Origin of the sequence: Synechococcus sp. UW69, assembly GCF_900474185.1 — a bacterium.
In the GTDB taxonomy this organism is placed as follows: Bacteria; Cyanobacteriota; Cyanobacteriia; order PCC-6307; family Cyanobiaceae; genus Parasynechococcus.
This window is the reverse complement of the sequence record NZ_UCNW01000008.1, coordinates 363,946-377,648: the sequence shown is the minus strand read 5'-3', so window position 1 is coordinate 377,648 and position 13,703 is coordinate 363,946. Positions and strand designations below refer to the sequence as shown.

Annotated in this window: 18 protein-coding genes; 15 read left to right on the top strand and 3 right to left on the bottom strand. The window is 50.4% G+C overall.

The window, feature by feature from the left end; all coding sequences use genetic code 11:
* The first annotated feature begins 116 nt into the window (after positions 1 to 116).
* The 4 genes from DXY29_RS05770 (at position 117) to DXY29_RS05755 (ending at position 2,225) form a co-directional block, all read left to right on the top strand.
* The gene (locus DXY29_RS05770; protein ID WP_115023667.1) at positions 117 to 497 is read left to right on the top strand and encodes a hypothetical protein; all 381 of its coding nucleotides are present in this window, start codon (positions 117 to 119) and stop codon (positions 495 to 497) included.
* A gap of 50 nt (positions 498 to 547) precedes the next feature.
* Positions 548 to 1,000: an MAPEG family protein gene (locus DXY29_RS05765; RefSeq protein ID WP_115023665.1), complete on the top strand. Its 453-nt coding sequence runs from the start codon at positions 548 to 550 to the stop codon at positions 998 to 1,000.
* A gap of 327 nt (positions 1,001 to 1,327) precedes the next feature.
* On the top strand, positions 1,328 to 1,624 hold the full coding sequence (locus DXY29_RS05760) for a hypothetical protein (RefSeq protein WP_115023664.1): 297 nt from the start codon (positions 1,328 to 1,330) through the stop codon (positions 1,622 to 1,624).
* Positions 1,625 to 1,964: 340 nt separating this feature from the next.
* The gene (locus DXY29_RS05755) at positions 1,965 to 2,225 is read left to right on the top strand and encodes a hypothetical protein (protein WP_115023662.1); all 261 of its coding nucleotides are present in this window, start codon (positions 1,965 to 1,967) and stop codon (positions 2,223 to 2,225) included.
* A gap of 53 nt (positions 2,226 to 2,278) precedes the next feature.
* Here DXY29_RS05755 and DXY29_RS05750 read toward each other — a convergent pair whose 3' ends face one another.
* Complete coding sequence (locus DXY29_RS05750; protein ID WP_115023661.1) at positions 2,279 to 2,788, bottom strand: hypothetical protein; 510 nt, start codon at positions 2,786 to 2,788, stop codon at positions 2,279 to 2,281.
* 228 nt (positions 2,789 to 3,016) lie between these two features.
* Between DXY29_RS05750 and DXY29_RS05745 the strand changes: the two genes are divergently transcribed.
* The 3 genes from DXY29_RS05745 to DXY29_RS05735 all read left to right on the top strand — a co-directional run bounded on the left by DXY29_RS05745 (position 3,017) and on the right by DXY29_RS05735 (position 7,169).
* The gene (locus DXY29_RS05745; RefSeq protein ID WP_115023659.1) at positions 3,017 to 3,217 is read left to right on the top strand and encodes a hypothetical protein; all 201 of its coding nucleotides are present in this window, start codon (positions 3,017 to 3,019) and stop codon (positions 3,215 to 3,217) included.
* A 333-nt stretch (positions 3,218 to 3,550) separates the two neighbouring features.
* A complete protein-coding gene (locus tag DXY29_RS13445) occupies positions 3,551 to 3,751 on the top strand; it encodes a hypothetical protein (protein ID WP_166016487.1) in 201 nt (66 codons plus the stop codon).
* A 2,584-nt stretch (positions 3,752 to 6,335) separates the two neighbouring features.
* Positions 6,336 to 7,169, top strand: a complete 834-nt coding sequence (locus tag DXY29_RS05735) for a PfkB family carbohydrate kinase (RefSeq protein ID WP_115023656.1) — start codon at positions 6,336 to 6,338, stop codon at positions 7,167 to 7,169.
* Between the two features lie 209 nt (positions 7,170 to 7,378).
* Here DXY29_RS05735 and DXY29_RS05730 read toward each other — a convergent pair whose 3' ends face one another.
* Positions 7,379 to 7,597, bottom strand: a complete 219-nt coding sequence (locus DXY29_RS05730) for a hypothetical protein (RefSeq protein ID WP_115023654.1) — start codon at positions 7,595 to 7,597, stop codon at positions 7,379 to 7,381.
* Between the two features lie 55 nt (positions 7,598 to 7,652).
* Between DXY29_RS05730 and DXY29_RS05725 the strand changes: the two genes are divergently transcribed.
* From DXY29_RS05725 to DXY29_RS13005, 8 genes are all read left to right on the top strand, one after another.
* The gene (locus DXY29_RS05725) at positions 7,653 to 7,925 is read left to right on the top strand and encodes a DUF1651 domain-containing protein (RefSeq protein ID WP_115024286.1); all 273 of its coding nucleotides are present in this window, start codon (positions 7,653 to 7,655) and stop codon (positions 7,923 to 7,925) included.
* 185 nt (positions 7,926 to 8,110) lie between these two features.
* Complete coding sequence (locus tag DXY29_RS05720) at positions 8,111 to 8,419, top strand: hypothetical protein (RefSeq protein ID WP_136987733.1); 309 nt, start codon at positions 8,111 to 8,113, stop codon at positions 8,417 to 8,419.
* 152 nt (positions 8,420 to 8,571) lie between these two features.
* Positions 8,572 to 8,763 carry a hypothetical protein gene (locus DXY29_RS05715; protein WP_115023651.1) on the top strand — a complete coding sequence of 64 codons (192 nt, stop codon included), beginning with the start codon at positions 8,572 to 8,574 and terminating at the stop codon, positions 8,761 to 8,763.
* 168 nt (positions 8,764 to 8,931) lie between these two features.
* Positions 8,932 to 9,360, top strand: coding sequence for a hypothetical protein (locus DXY29_RS13020; protein ID WP_136987732.1), 429 nt, complete (start codon positions 8,932 to 8,934; stop codon positions 9,358 to 9,360).
* A gap of 91 nt (positions 9,361 to 9,451) precedes the next feature.
* Positions 9,452 to 9,607 carry a hypothetical protein gene (locus tag DXY29_RS05710; RefSeq protein ID WP_170952133.1) on the top strand — a complete coding sequence of 52 codons (156 nt, stop codon included), beginning with the start codon at positions 9,452 to 9,454 and terminating at the stop codon, positions 9,605 to 9,607.
* A gap of 253 nt (positions 9,608 to 9,860) precedes the next feature.
* Positions 9,861 to 10,622, top strand: a complete 762-nt coding sequence (locus tag DXY29_RS13015; RefSeq protein ID WP_136987731.1) for a hypothetical protein — start codon at positions 9,861 to 9,863, stop codon at positions 10,620 to 10,622.
* A gap of 685 nt (positions 10,623 to 11,307) precedes the next feature.
* Positions 11,308 to 11,820, top strand: coding sequence for a hypothetical protein (locus DXY29_RS13010; protein WP_136987730.1), 513 nt, complete (start codon positions 11,308 to 11,310; stop codon positions 11,818 to 11,820).
* 371 nt (positions 11,821 to 12,191) lie between these two features.
* Complete coding sequence (locus tag DXY29_RS13005; protein WP_136987729.1) at positions 12,192 to 12,911, top strand: hypothetical protein; 720 nt, start codon at positions 12,192 to 12,194, stop codon at positions 12,909 to 12,911.
* A 265-nt stretch (positions 12,912 to 13,176) separates the two neighbouring features.
* Here the strand turns inward: DXY29_RS13005 and DXY29_RS05700 are convergent, their stop codons facing one another.
* Entirely contained in the window at positions 13,177 to 13,503 is a 327-nt protein-coding gene (locus DXY29_RS05700) for a hypothetical protein (protein WP_115023646.1), read from the bottom strand.
* Positions 13,504 to 13,703: the final 200 nt, after the last annotated feature.

Below are 13,703 nucleotides of genomic sequence, written 5' to 3'. Positions count from 1 at the left end.
TGGGTCTCTAGTTCAGGGAACGATCGGATTGTTCTCGCACAATGCAGCTGTGCAACGTGAGCTGCATGCACAATTCGGCATCAGCCCTCAGAATGAAATTTGAATCAAATGAATGCATGAAGGGCACTCAGGCCATGGCCTACGCCATGGGGACAATATTTATTCTTGGAGAAACAGCACGTCGAGGCCTTGATTACTTTGCGATCAATGCAACAACGATGCTTGAGGATTATGGGTCGGGGGTTTTGCTGATCCTTGCTGCTGCTGCATGCACTGCGAAGCTTGCACAGTCCACGATTTACTTGGCTGGTGCTTGGGGATATTCGGCAGGAGGAATGTTCGTGCCCTTCTTCGCGCACCTAGAAGCATATCTTCGTGGGGCAACTTTTCGGCCAGATCATCCCATTGAAGATATTAATGGGATTATTGTTAAAGGAGTGATATGGGGTATTTGCGTGGCGGCGTTCATCGCAAGCCTTCGTGAGACATCAAATTAAGTTGCTTTTGAGCCTAAAGTCTTTAGCCTTGAAGAAGACTTGATTTGTGAATGTTGGTGTCAGATTTGTCGCAATCGAATGTTTCAAGTGCCGCGCCTTATCTGTGGTCATTGGTTCTGTCGTTCGCCACGCTGCTGATCAGCATCCTCCTCCTCTACATCGCTCGATTCAGCGCAAGGCTTGAAATCAAGGATCTGGCCGCTCTTCGTTCCATGTTTGATCGCTTTCCGGCGTGGGGAAAGCGTGCTAGTTGGGCACAGCAAAACAGTTTTGAAGCCTTCACGATCCATGCACCTGCGGCACTGCTTGCTGTTGTTGCTGTTTTGAACGGACACACACTTCCGTCCATCACCGTCGCTGTTGCTTTGGCGCATCCAGCGCTACGTGTTGCTTACATCAGTGCTTATCTCTTCAATGTGCCCATCGCTCGATCCGTGGCTTGGCTCCTGGGTCTGCTGTGCAGTGGAATTCTTTATGGCGTGGGATTGGCAGCCCTTGTGTAGCGATCGATGTTGATAGCTCTGGAGGTGATTGAGGTGGAAGTCTTTTGACTGGGTCTTGTATGTGAGTCCACTGTCTGAGTTTCAGGTTGATTCGTTTTTGTTTTGTTTGCCAGCGTTCAAGGCTTTTGGCATAGCTGCCTTGTTCTCTAGTTATTGCAGCTGATCTGTCGGAGTCTGTGCGCAGATCTGTACGCATAGCTGGGGCATCGGTTGCTCTTCCGTGCGCATGCGCCAGCTTTTCTGCAGCAGGTCTCGCTCCCGGTTAAGAGCGCCACGACGCACGGCAGGTGTCGAAGTCCGCAAAGATGGTTAGAAACACCTGTCGATATGGCACCCACCAAAAGAGAGATCCTCGCCGCATCCGCAGGCTGGGTGGCCGTCACCTTGAACGTGGTGCCGGGTTTAGGCGCCGGGTACCTGTACCAGCGCCGCTGGAAGGCCTACTGGATTACATCTGCTCTGGCCACGACCTGGTTCGTGCTTGGGGCAGTGCTTGGCCAAGGAGCAGAGGGTGCCCAGGACATTCAAAACCAATTGGTTGGACTGGTTGGGTTAATCGCTCTGGCCGCTGGAACAGCGGTTGAAGCCGGCATAGCCGTGAAAAAATCTCGTGAAGAGAACTGAGAAGCTTTTGACGCGGCTTGCTGAGCACAAGCCAGTAATGGAGTGGAAGATCCTCAATAACTAACTTGCTGGGGAAGATTTGCTCCTAAGTCAGTAAGTGAAAAGAGTGAAGGCTCAAAATGTGACTTCAAGTTGAATCCATATGAATGTAGTCGTAATGCCTGCTTGGAGCAGATGAAGCAATTAAAAGTGGGCGGAAATGAGTTTAGTGATGACATTCCAAGAATGTGCAGGGTTTAGACGAGTTGATTCATGGAAAATGAAATTAATATAAGATCAGAGATAGATAGATGCTGAAGTTGGATCTAGTTGGTAGCATTAAGGATCTGGCTGGAAAGAGTTGAACTCTGGCACCATTCGACGCCTCATTCTCACGCTGGCTACAGGGTATCTAACTGTATTTGGTGTTAGACAAATTCCTTACGAATTTCAGAACGAATGGCTAGTTCTTGTTCCAGCGCTCATCCTTGTTTATGCGTTGACGGTTTGGGTTGAAGGTAAGATATTCAAGGATGATGCACTTGTGATGTCAAAAAGTAATAAGCCTAAGCCTAAGCCTCAGATCAGCAAAGCCCCCAAGAAAGGGTTTGGATCTGACTGACTCCCAAAGCCTCGTGCACGCGGTTGTTATGGTGCGGTTTCGAATAATTATGCCTATTGGCCGGTGGTTTGCTGTTCGACTCTTATTCGCTCGGATCCGCCAAGTGTCACTCCTCGGGTCGCTAAGTCGTACATCTCTTGGTGGATATTCTTTGATTCATTTGTAAACCAATTCGTTGGTTCTGGCGTCGTGCATTTTTTAGGTCCAAGGTCTATAAATGTATATTCAAGGGTAATGAAATCTCCTTCCGGCGTTTTGTAGCCAAGCTCGAGAAGGATTAGACCATTTGGAAAAGGGGTGTTGATCTGAGCTTGCGTGGCATGACGTCCAATTTCAATGGATTTGTTGGCAATAGTTCCATCGCCTGATGCATCTCTAATTCTTATCATTAGCGTCGTGCCTTGGCTCTGACTTATTAATTGCTGCGTCTGCTTTCTCAGGCCCCATTCGCAACTAATTGTATTGGACTTGGCCGAGGCTTTGAGGAAGGAGAGGTCTCTCTTCAAGGTTTGGGTGTTTTTTTCTTGTCTTAACAGCCCTAGTTTTGAGAGAAGCCACTTCATGCTGCCTATTTTCGGTGAGCCTGTTTTTAGCTCATTTGCTGGTGACACTAAGAAATTCTTCTCAATGCTTAACTTGAGTATCTATTGCTACCAATAGTTCGCAGAATTCTCTTCGCCGCACGTATGGGGCTGGTCTCCATAGGCTGGAAAATTCTCGAACTGTGAGCGTTGTAACGCCATGGCTTTGATGATTAAAGCCATGACGAAGGGGCTTTCTTGGCAAGTTCAATGGCTTCAGAAGATCTGATTGCTCAGACCCCGCGAGGTTCGTCCATTCAAAGAATCGACGACGGTAAATTTTTGGTGTGTAATAGCGAGAATTTGTGCTTCTTCACCCGCAGCCTTTATCTGGCTGAAGAACAGCTGGAGGAGATGGAGCTTGGCTATCGCTTCCCTTACTCCACCAACTTCCGTGAGGTGAAAGTATGACTGGTGTAAGCAAGTTGGCTGGGCTCCATTGATTCCTGTGGGGAAGAGAAATGGGTTGAATGCACGTTTTTCATTCACGCTTCACCCCGTCGAAAGATGGGGTTTTTTAATGGTCACTGGATTGGTGGTGAAGAGCGCCACAACTCTCCTACGACTCATTTGATCGCTGTCAGTGACTCATTTGCACGGTGCTGTCCCCTTGGCAGCATTCATGTTGGCTCCGGAGTCCCCAAGACCTCCATCCAATGGATCCACAGCCATTGGGCGCTGGTACACCACTGACTCCCTTCTGACGATGCAGGGAGTCAGACCAGCGTTGAACTGCTTTTAGAGATGCTGATGTCCATTCCCAAAGAACCTGCACGGGTTGAGCTGTTGAGCTACACGCAACCTGACGGTGAAGAACTTGTTGGCCTAGCTGTGGAATTAGGCCAAGAACCCAATGGTGGCGTACAAGTACGGGTACTGATTGATTCAAATGTCGTCAACGACGTAACAGTGATCCCCTTGCATCAAGGCGGCTGCTGCGAATAATTGGCTATAGCCATAGAGGAAGCAAAATTTGTTATTCCTGTCAAGACCAACAGCACATGATTGGGAGCAATAAATCTTCCCGTCTTTGTTCAAGGATTGTTCTGGGACAACACGATGGCTACAAGGCTCACCAGGCATCCCTGGGCGACCGGTTTCTCTGTCGGGGTATTTGTATTTGTGGCGTCGTCCATGCGCGGCATGGCGTGCAGTCTGACGACTTATCTGCCTCGTCAGTGTTGACCGGAAACTGGGCTTGGCACGCCACCCCCACAATCGGTCGATCAGCCTCAGAAGGCAATGAGCACGACAGCTGATTGCCAGACCTTGCACCGCTGACGAGAGTGTGTTCATTGAGATAGGAGGAGCCCATGACGGCCGACACTCCACCACAGCAAAACGCAGAAGTCGCCTGACTTTTCAAGCCACTGCTCCACAAGCTTTCTCACCATCCATGGGCTTGCCCTAAATCCCGGCACCGTCTCGTCGGGGGGCACTCACCAGAGTCAGAGAGTCCACCACCTGGAACCTTGGCCCCAGACGCTTGAAGAGCCCGACACTTCGCCTCTCGCCAGCAATGGCATGCGGCATGGCCCCTGTCTTTGGAAAGCGGGGGTGTCGGAAGCGAGCAATAGGAGAGGTCACCCCATTCCTGTCGTAGGTGGGCTGGCTTCTCAACCCCTGAACAACTCACGGGTTCAACATGCACAAACGACCGAGCTAGGCCGTCTTTCCATCGGGAAGGGCGGTCTTCCTCTTTGAGGAGGATTTAGGCATTAAGCCTTAGCCACCGGCGAGAGAAAAAACAGCAGACTCATTGAAACCACAGAGGCTGCATGAAAGGACTCCACACGAACGTTGCTTACTTCAGTGGAACCGTTGCGATTGCAGTCCTTGTTATGGCTTTCGTCGTCAAAGCAACGGCCTAAGGCCCTAGACGCTGATCCGTTCCCGTGGGTACAAAGTCGCTGCAGTCCGAATGCAAACGGCTGCGCTCGGCCATGGCTTGCATCTCTGCTGCCCAACTGCTGTCGAATTCGACCCTGATGAGGATTGTCTAGAAACATTCACCCAAAAAACACAATCTGTCCCGGCGATAGCCATATCTCCTCAGATTTCAGCCAAAGCACTGACTCGTCAGTTCTTTTGAGCCATCTTTGACTCGGTGGAGCCTGAGTGGGGAAACTCAGCGTTGACGACCTTTCTTAGCAGGGTCGTCAATCCTCCACCCCATACTTCTATGCCCCTGCTTTTGGTTAGGGCTTGGAGAAGGCCTATTTAAAGGATTGCGTTCTGTAGTAAGTGATGCGTAATTCCGGCAATTGCCAGGGATATGAACGAAGAGCCGGTGGTTATGAATGCAGGGCTACCGGTGGCGGAACCGCATTACTTATCGCTCGGTGATGTGGTTCCGTCCTGTTGCAGTAAGCGACTGACTGATTCAGCCAGACTCCGCGCCATGCCGAATCAGGATTGCGCCACCAATCCCCCGCAGGAGAAACCGCGCCATGCACTTTCAAAAGTGATATTTGCCAAGGCGATCCGCTCACATCGTGTTCCTCTTAAATCCTTCGTGGATCCCTAGGGAATGGTTCCGTTCGTTTTGCCCCTCGCTGGCTTGATATTGGTTGTCGCTGGAATCTTCTACGGGAACACCCCTCAGAACCAAGGCTGATGCTGGCATGCGAATGCCGCATATAGAGCGCAGGTGCGTTCTTTTTTGACCAGCATTGAACCGTTAGGAAGCGAAATCCTGAAAGCCGGGTTGTTCCACACCCGACGAGAGGGGGTGAACCGTCCAATCTCCTGGGGTTGATTGGGCGGTCGCTCTTCTTTATGCCAATCGGTTGCCAAAGCCAACGCGACGGCGGGCCTCGTGGCAGCGGTCAAGGTCTGATTGATCAAGCCAGGCTGCGTGAACTAGCTGAATACACCACCCAGTAAAAAGTGAAAGAAAATATACAAAACGACTCCGATTGAGAACGTTGGAATAGTAAATCCCATAGCCATCTCGCTTGCCAACTAAACCTTAATAGGCTGATTGCGGTGGTTCTGCATCATTGATCACACAAAACTTTTAGGAGCATTAATGCTTAGTCTGGTCGCTGAAGCCTTCGACGCACGTCAATGTCATTTTGTGGCACTTGGCACATTTACCCCATGCTTACTGAGGCCATGATTTCTGTACCAAGGGTTGACTCATGGACTCCCAACAGAAGGAATGCCACGAATTGAGCAAACAGCTCTCTGTCTATCGCGCATTCAACAATCAGACCGCAATAGCAGCAATCATGCGGCAAATGGCTGTGTCACATTGCCCCATCGGAGCATCCAAGCACCAGTAAGAGAAAGTTCGATAGGCACAAAAAAGCCGGTTCATCACACCCTGCCCATGTGCAGATCAACCTGCCTATTGGCTGACATCTGACGCGCAAGAGGGCAGCACGACCCATCCCTCACCCCATCCAATCAATCGAGCCTCAGCTCCCTTCGAGGAACTCCCGGCATCGGCATGCGTGAGCTGCTGCAGCGGTCAGTCTGATCCGGGCCGAATCACCAGAGAGGATGAGGCTCCAGCCGTCTGGGACTGCCTTTGTCTTCCGCCTCAGCCCTGCCGCCCTTGCGCTTGGCCGTCGTCGGCCATGTCGAGTGGGTGGAATTTCTGGCGGTGGATCAATTGCCCCGTCCAGGGGCCATTGGTCACGCCCTGCGGACCCTGCAGGAACCCGCCGGCGGTGGTGCTGTCGTTGCTGTGCAGATGGCACGGTTGCAGCAGCAGCCCGTCCAGTTCTTTACGGCCCTAGGCCGTGATTCGGTCGGCGAAGCCTGCGTTAAGCGGCTCGAACATCTGGGCCTTGAGGTGCATGTCGCCTGGAGGGAGGCACCAACCCGGCGGGGCCTGAGCTTGGTCGATGGTGAGGGGGACCGGGCGATCACCGTGATCGGCGAGCGGCTGACCCCATCGCTCGACGATGACCTGCCCTGGGAGACCCTGGGCGAGTGCGACGGCCTCTTCGTCACGGCAGCTGACGCCCCTCTGTTGAAAGCCTGCCGCTCTGCTGCAGTCCTTGCCGCGACTCCGCGGGTTCGTTTGCCTGTGCTTCAAGAGGCCAAGGTGTCCCTCGACGCCCTGATTGGCAGTGGGCTTGATCCGGGTGAGCGGGTGGAGCCGGAGCAGTTGAACCCAGCTCCCCACACGTTGATTCGCACGGAGGGTGCCGCAGGGGGCCTCAGTCTTCCTGGCGGGCGCTATGACCCAGCGCCACTCCCAGGGCCAGTGGTGGAGAGCTATGGCTGCGGAGACAGCTTTGCGGCGGGGGTGGTCACCGGCCTTGCCGCGCGATGGTCCTTGGCGAAGGCCATCGCTTTGGGTGCGCAGTGTGGTGCCGCCTGTGCGACGCGCTTTGGACCCTACGGCTAGTCAACTTGGACGGTTCGCCCTGCCCGAGGATCCCCTCAACATCGCTCCGGGCCGGTTTCTTCTGCCGACGGGCCGTGGTGGTCACCAGACCTTGACCGTCTCGCTTGGCTGGTGCCTGGCTCACCCCCATTCATCTCTAATTTTGACTGGTGCTTACTGGTCTCTGGATTGCCGGTCGAGGCTGCTGGCATAGCGGCCTCTTTTTCTAGTTATTGCAAGTGATCTGCCGGTAGCTTTGCGCAGATCTGTGCGCAAGGGAGGGCCATCGGCGGTTCTTCTGTGCGCACGCTCCAGGTCTCCAGCAGCAGATCCCGCTGCAGGTGGAATAAGCATCGGCCCATGGCGGTGGTGGCTTCCCCCAGGTCGTTCTCCCCGATCAGGGACACACATCGGGCCAGGTCGAGGTGATCACCCCAGGGGATCGACATGGGCGTTTGTTGGCAACGCTTCAGTTTGGCGACGGAGCTGGCCAGACTCCACCCCATGGCGAACAAGGACCGCGCTACCAATCCCCCGCCGGAGAAACCGGGCGGTGAGGGTTGGCTGGTGAGTCCTGAGCAGCAACTGCTTTGTCAGTTCAAACCTGACTCAGCCACGGTCCATGCGCAGTGGGTTGCGGTGCGCACTTACCGCTGGGTTCCGCCTCGTCCGCCCGTGCCGCAGACCCGCAGGCGAATGCTTCGGCACAACGCCGTTGAGGCGTGGGACAAGATGCTCAGAACAGGCTGGCGGCGGTGCAGGCCGCCCGTTCGATAGACACAAAAAAGCCGGGTCATCACACCCGGCCCATGCGCAGATGAACCTGTCTATCGGCTGACGTTTCCCGCGCAAGAGGGCAGCAATACCCATCCCTCCGCTGATGGCCGGTTTTCCTCATCCCTCGCCTGGGGGAGGTGTTTTTCAGCCAAGACGGAGATGGTGCTTTCAGTTGCATCACATCCGTGCCGAAACCGTCAGATCAGCTCAATACCAAGGACTGGGGGCTTTCGCTGAAGCCCCGTAAGGAAGACCTTGTGAATGGCAGCCAGCACATCAATACCCGCATTGAGAGCAGCACCAGCACGGGCCATAACAACGTCACGCTCATTCGCTTCACGGCTGAAGTCACGATGGGTGCCGCTCTCTATGCCGAGTGGGCAAAGGGCGGAAAGTTCAACATGCCCGGGCTCAGCCAAATAGCCGAAATGGCCAGTGATCAAGAGGCATTGCCGCACTCCACCAAATACCTGAACCCGGGGGAGGAGGGCTGAGCAAAAAATCACTCGGATGGGGGAGGCGAAAAGGGTGCCTCCCCAGCGACCGTGAATGCAGATAGATGAAGACCAATGCCTGTCCTTGCCCTATTCGTCGTCGTCTGGATTCCGGTCAGCGTTGCCGCCTGCAAGTTGATCGCTGATGCCTGATGGAGAGCATCACTCAGAAGCGCTGCACCCTCTGTGCAAAGACCTTCCCCGCAACCCGTGAATTCTTCGGGCATTACGCACGCAACGGCAACTTCAAGTCCAACTGCCGCGAGTGCGAGCGGGCACGCGTTAAAGCCTGGCGCAAGAAGAATCCTCAGAAGGCCACCTTCATTAAATCATCGACTCTTTAAATCTCCGCAATGACAAAAGCACCTGTTAGAACTGAGCTTATGCGACAGCACTGCATCCCCAATCAAGTGGACATGCCACCTGTGACCGGCATAAAAATTATTCAAAGGTTGATGCCGTAAAAGGGTTCTCTTGCCATGCTGTACACATAGAAATAATACAAATCATTTATGGCACAACTTGCTAAGCAAATGATTGAAGCTCTTAGACCGAAAAAACTTCAGGCAGGGCTATTCGTGATAGTTGTATTTTGCTCCGCGCTCAATATTTACAATGCAATTACAGCAAGCACGGAATGCAACAAATTAAAATCAATTGAGCAACTAAGTATTGGACAGCTGCTTGAAAAAGCGAATAAAGGTGAACTAGAGAGAGCATTGATTAAACAGGAACAGGGAATGGTACATGGAATGCTGACTAGTGGGAGAAGGGTCGTTGCATCAGTTCCAGAAAACTCTCAACCAGAGATTCTTCGTCAACTTTTGGCATCTTCTGTTGATACAGCTTTTGGCGAAACTACATATAAAAACCCCATTGTCCACGCAATTTTTGATACAATACTAATTCCAAGTAATCTATTGACAGCTCACTGCCCGTAGCCTTGAACTGAAGATTATGTGGCTTCTAATCGTTGCTCTCTATGCTGCTCCACCAGATGCAGTTAATTGGAAAGGATCATGGGAGCTGGGCATGACAAAACTCGTTGAACATCATTTCGAAAGCGAAGCAGAATGCCTGAAACGCGGCATGGACATTAAAGCGAAACTCAACGAAGGCATGATGGCACCAGTTCGCTTTCACTGCTTCAAAATCGAAAGCGGGCTCTCAGCAGGTACACTGAGGTGAGGGAGGCACTAAAAACTCATTATAAAAAGAATTATAAGCCTAAATTTAAGTATAGTGAATTGTCTAAATATGTTTGAGTAGTGGGGGCTGCGATGAGATTTCTTGATCCGCTGCGAGAATGATTTTGATGGACAATGTTCACATCACACTCCTCCAGTTCGATTTCCTAAGAATTCATGCCAGAATCTCTGTACGTGGGCTGCTTTGTTTATGCTAATTAATTATTCCACTTTTCTAGTACCAAGTGAGGCTGATGTTTAAACCTACCAAGGCGCAGATATTGTCAGCAGTCACAATAGGCTTTACGAGCGTTGCAATTTTTTGGGCATCTATTCATACAGAAGAGCGCATAGAAAGAGAGAGAATCTCAGGCGATAAAAATTATTCAATTAACAAGGAGTCAAGCGATCCTGTTTTAAAACCAGTAAGGGGCAAGATTGACACGCCAACGGAACTTCAAGATGCTGCCAATAAAGTAAATTGGGATGATGGTAATGAACGTACTTTTGAACAGTTAATGAGGTGCCAAATAGAAAGAGTCTACAGGCCTAATCAGCCTGCTGATCCTGTTTTAGAACAACGGCTTCAAGAAGAATTAACTTCTATACAAGAATCATACAGATCTCTGGACGACCAGAAGCAATCTTTGTATGAAGAATTGCGCGATGTTAATAACTATCTTGGGTTTGGCGAAGGCGGTGTTGTATTTATCTTGAGCCCCGATCACCCTGATCTATCAGAGGGCTTCAACCCCATAAAAAGGCGCGAAGAATTGCTGGATGAGATCGATAGAATTGAAGAAAAAAGTGAAAAATTAAGTACCGGACCATCCGCATCCGTTCATGAGCAGTTGCTTGAGAATAAACACCACGTGGCCTCTTATGCATGTTACGAAGGATACGTGACGACCAGAAGCACTCTCGGCGTAGAAGTTTGTGATTTAATATTCCTTCAGCATATTTATAAAAGCAACAGGTTTAACTACAAAACCTCAAGATGTCGATGGATAGAGTGATTTTGCAGATCATATCCCAGTACTTCATTGAAAAAATCTTCTCTCGTGCTCTCTCTTGGTTAGAAATTAATCAACATGTGTTCGTTAATAAGTGTCTTCAAACTACTTAATTAGACCTCATCACGTCGAGGATCTCCGAATCCTTGAAATCCCCAAGCAATTCAAGATTCCCTTTGAGGCGCTTCTCGATAAAAGCGAGAGTCTTCTTTCCTTCATCATCCCCCTGGGTTTCGAGATAGTCATAGATGCAGTTAAGTATCTAAGCCGATTTGCTGCGTCTGTTAGCTGGGGCAATGCCAGCTTCTTGGCTCATGCCAACTACGGCAGGTTCTCCTGACACCTGGCTCCCACCCACTCAGAAGCTGCAAAGACTGGACCTGCGCTTATAAGTGGACCCCCACCTCTGACACTCTCAATAGACTCCACTCAAAAGCTCATAGAGAAACTGGTGGAGAAGCGGATGCAGGACACTGGGGAGCCTCAAGCGGTCGCTACTGCGAACGTGATAGCTGCTTTCGAGAAGCTGAAGAAAGACAAGGGCTAACAGCCTTAGTAGTACGTCTGTATCTCACCTCTTTGGGGGGAGCGGGGTTTAAAAAGATGGTTCTTCTGGGGGAGGTGATTCCCAGCTGGAACGGAGATGGTGTGTTTACGGGGCGAGAGCCTCACAACACACAGGAATCAAATGAAACCCTTGAGCCAGAAAACATTAAATAAAGCACTTATTAGTGCAGCCGGATTGGCAGCATTCCTTGCGATAGGCGGATACATTGGTTCAAAATACCCACAAACGGCTGCTGTAAGCAAAACAAACTCAACATTTCAGGCAAGTCAGTCAGAAGCTTCATCGCCTTCCAACAGAAGCAAATATGTTGCCACTATCAAAAATGAAAGTCATCACTGCAAGGATAATCAACGGTACTTACTTGAGGTAGTCAAAGACGCCCTGAAAAGCCAGTTATCCGGAAACAAGATCCTAAAGATTGGTGAAACAAAGCCTGCATCACCTAATCCGTATACACAGACCATGGGGGGCAAAGTTGTAGCGAGTTGTACAACAGATATATACGCAAGTTTTGGAGGCCTGTACCCCGTCGAATGGAATGTGGAGCTTGACGGCAATCAATACTATGTGGTAACGGCACCACTTCTTAATTCAACACAGAAGCAAGCAGTCCAAGAAATAAATGAGTGGTAACAAGAAATGCAAGAAGAGTTTGCTGGAGCACAGGCAGAGCAAAAACAAATTTCACGACAACTTTGTGAGCTTGGCGTCGAGTCCGAGTGCTGACTACTGAGCCGGGAAGCCTGATGTCCCCTCTCAAAGACTGAAAGCCATACAAAACCCATCGGGGAAAAGCAGGGGGCGTTGTGATTGTCGCTATGCATCTCCCGACAAAAACTCACACACGCAGCTCCTGGAGCAATGGTGGAGTATTTTGGCTCGGGGGTAGGATCAGAAATCTTGTTGAGATAAAATGATGATTGTAAGATTTCACCTCTGGGTAAGGAGTACAGCAGCAAGAATGACGCTAATCTAGCCACATTGTTGGGGTCTCCCACCGTCACATGAATCAAACTAGATTCATCAATCCACGCTTCTCGAAATGGAAATTATTTTCCTTGTTTGTTGGCATTCTTGCCTGCTTTTCTTATCCCTCTGCTCTCGCTGACAGGAAACCCGGAACAGGCGGACCACTGAATCAACAGCCCTGGTATCCAGAATTTGCACGTCATCGGGATTTAATGAATTCTGAGCTTAAAAAGTCAAAAGAGAACTGGGATCGGGATTTAATTTGTAAGCATGTTGCCAAAGCATACGACTTAATTCTCATTGGCTCGAAGCAAAACGGCGGTCTTTATCTAGATAAATATAATTATTATTCATGGCGTCATGATGGATGCAAAAAGTGGGGTTACAATTACAAGCTGACCTACCCATCACACAGGGAGGCCGCGAGAAATCCAAAGCAGAAAACACTACCACCTTTTCTGCCTCAATATGCTGCAAATAACAACCAAGATATGACTACTGCTGAAGCGCTGGAGACGCTTAGGTTGCTTGGTGGTAGCGGTGGCTTAATCAATTCAAATCACAACGATTCAACTAAGCTCACGACATCCGATTACATAGATTTCTGCGAATACAACTGCAAGACCTATGATCGAAAAAATCATTGCTGCATAAGTACAGGCATGCAATATTGCGGATCGAAGTTTCTGGAAAGCCAGGTTCAATCTTTTAAGAAAAATGCGGCATCAAGAGTTGGAATTACATGTGGTAGATAGACATCACTGTTAAGGGCCCGGGCGATCCCTTGAAAGGGGAGGTCGTTTTCAGTCAGAAGAAGAACAGTGGAGGTAGCCACAAGAACTCCATGGTTACTGAAATGCCTTGCGTTGATGTCTCCACTCTTGAATTAGCTACGCGTATCCATCCCACTGGGGACTTCGTCAACAACCCAGCAGCACTCGAATGGAAGTAACTTAATGACCAGTTTCGTCTAATGAGGTTGTCTGAACCTTGCTCTTGTTTATGAAACCCATTGAGTCTTCAGCTGCCTTCCAGCAGCCGGGTCAGCTGCGCCTGAAGCTTCAAGGCACCAACGGCATTGCTGTGTTGCTTGCAGCGGATGCTGGCTTCGATGATTTCATCGAGCAGGGCTAGTCGCGTACCAAGGAAGTCAGAGCGTTCTACTGAGTAATCCTCCCTGATGATCTCTCTTGCGCGTTGCACATAGGTCTCGGCTTGTCGTTTCTGTACCCCCCATTCCTCCGTGCAGAATTGCAGGATGTAGCTGTTTGTTTTTGCCGACGACAGAAGTTTGACGACAGTGTGAATCCGCCGATCAATTTCTGCTTTGTCGCTCTTCTTTCCCATAGCTCCATTATGGCTCTCCCTCTTTTGGGGGATGACAGTTCTCTCGTAGCGCTCGATAGTCGATTTGTAGTGCAGTTTTTTGCCTTATGAAGTCGCTTCAATGGCTTCTTCCTGGCCCTGTTTTGGCTGGGCTTGTCATTTGTCTTTTGCCTCCAGCTCAAGCAGGTTGTGGTCCTGCAGTGGGGCTCATGCAAATTTGC

Excerpts from the sequence above, each read along its gene's own strand:
- DXY29_RS05770 (WP_115023667.1), top strand. The coding sequence starts at position 117 with ATGAAGGGCACTCAGGCCATGGCCTACGCCATGGGGACAATATTTATT.
- DXY29_RS05710 (WP_170952133.1), top strand. The coding sequence starts at position 9,452 with ATGACAAAACTCGTTGAACATCATTTCGAAAGCGAAGCAGAATGCCTG.
- DXY29_RS13445 (WP_166016487.1), top strand. The coding sequence starts at position 3,551 with ATGCTGATGTCCATTCCCAAAGAACCTGCACGGGTTGAGCTGTTGAGC.
- DXY29_RS05730 (WP_115023654.1), bottom strand. The coding sequence starts at position 7,597 with ATGTCGATCCCCTGGGGTGATCACCTCGACCTGGCCCGATGTGTGTCC.
- DXY29_RS05725 (WP_115024286.1), top strand. The coding sequence starts at position 7,653 with ATGGCGAACAAGGACCGCGCTACCAATCCCCCGCCGGAGAAACCGGGC.
- DXY29_RS13015 (WP_136987731.1), top strand. The coding sequence starts at position 9,861 with ATGTTTAAACCTACCAAGGCGCAGATATTGTCAGCAGTCACAATAGGC.
- DXY29_RS13010 (WP_136987730.1), top strand. The coding sequence starts at position 11,308 with ATGAAACCCTTGAGCCAGAAAACATTAAATAAAGCACTTATTAGTGCA.
- DXY29_RS13020 (WP_136987732.1), top strand. The coding sequence starts at position 8,932 with ATGGCACAACTTGCTAAGCAAATGATTGAAGCTCTTAGACCGAAAAAA.
- DXY29_RS05760 (WP_115023664.1), top strand. The coding sequence starts at position 1,328 with ATGGCACCCACCAAAAGAGAGATCCTCGCCGCATCCGCAGGCTGGGTG.
- DXY29_RS05745 (WP_115023659.1), top strand. The coding sequence starts at position 3,017 with ATGGCTTCAGAAGATCTGATTGCTCAGACCCCGCGAGGTTCGTCCATT.
- DXY29_RS05715 (WP_115023651.1), top strand. The coding sequence starts at position 8,572 with ATGGAGAGCATCACTCAGAAGCGCTGCACCCTCTGTGCAAAGACCTTC.
- DXY29_RS05700 (WP_115023646.1), bottom strand. The coding sequence starts at position 13,503 with ATGGGAAAGAAGAGCGACAAAGCAGAAATTGATCGGCGGATTCACACT.
- DXY29_RS05765 (WP_115023665.1), top strand. The coding sequence starts at position 548 with ATGTTGGTGTCAGATTTGTCGCAATCGAATGTTTCAAGTGCCGCGCCT.
- DXY29_RS05750 (WP_115023661.1), bottom strand. The coding sequence starts at position 2,788 with ATGAAGTGGCTTCTCTCAAAACTAGGGCTGTTAAGACAAGAAAAAAAC.
- DXY29_RS13005 (WP_136987729.1), top strand. The coding sequence starts at position 12,192 with ATGAATCAAACTAGATTCATCAATCCACGCTTCTCGAAATGGAAATTA.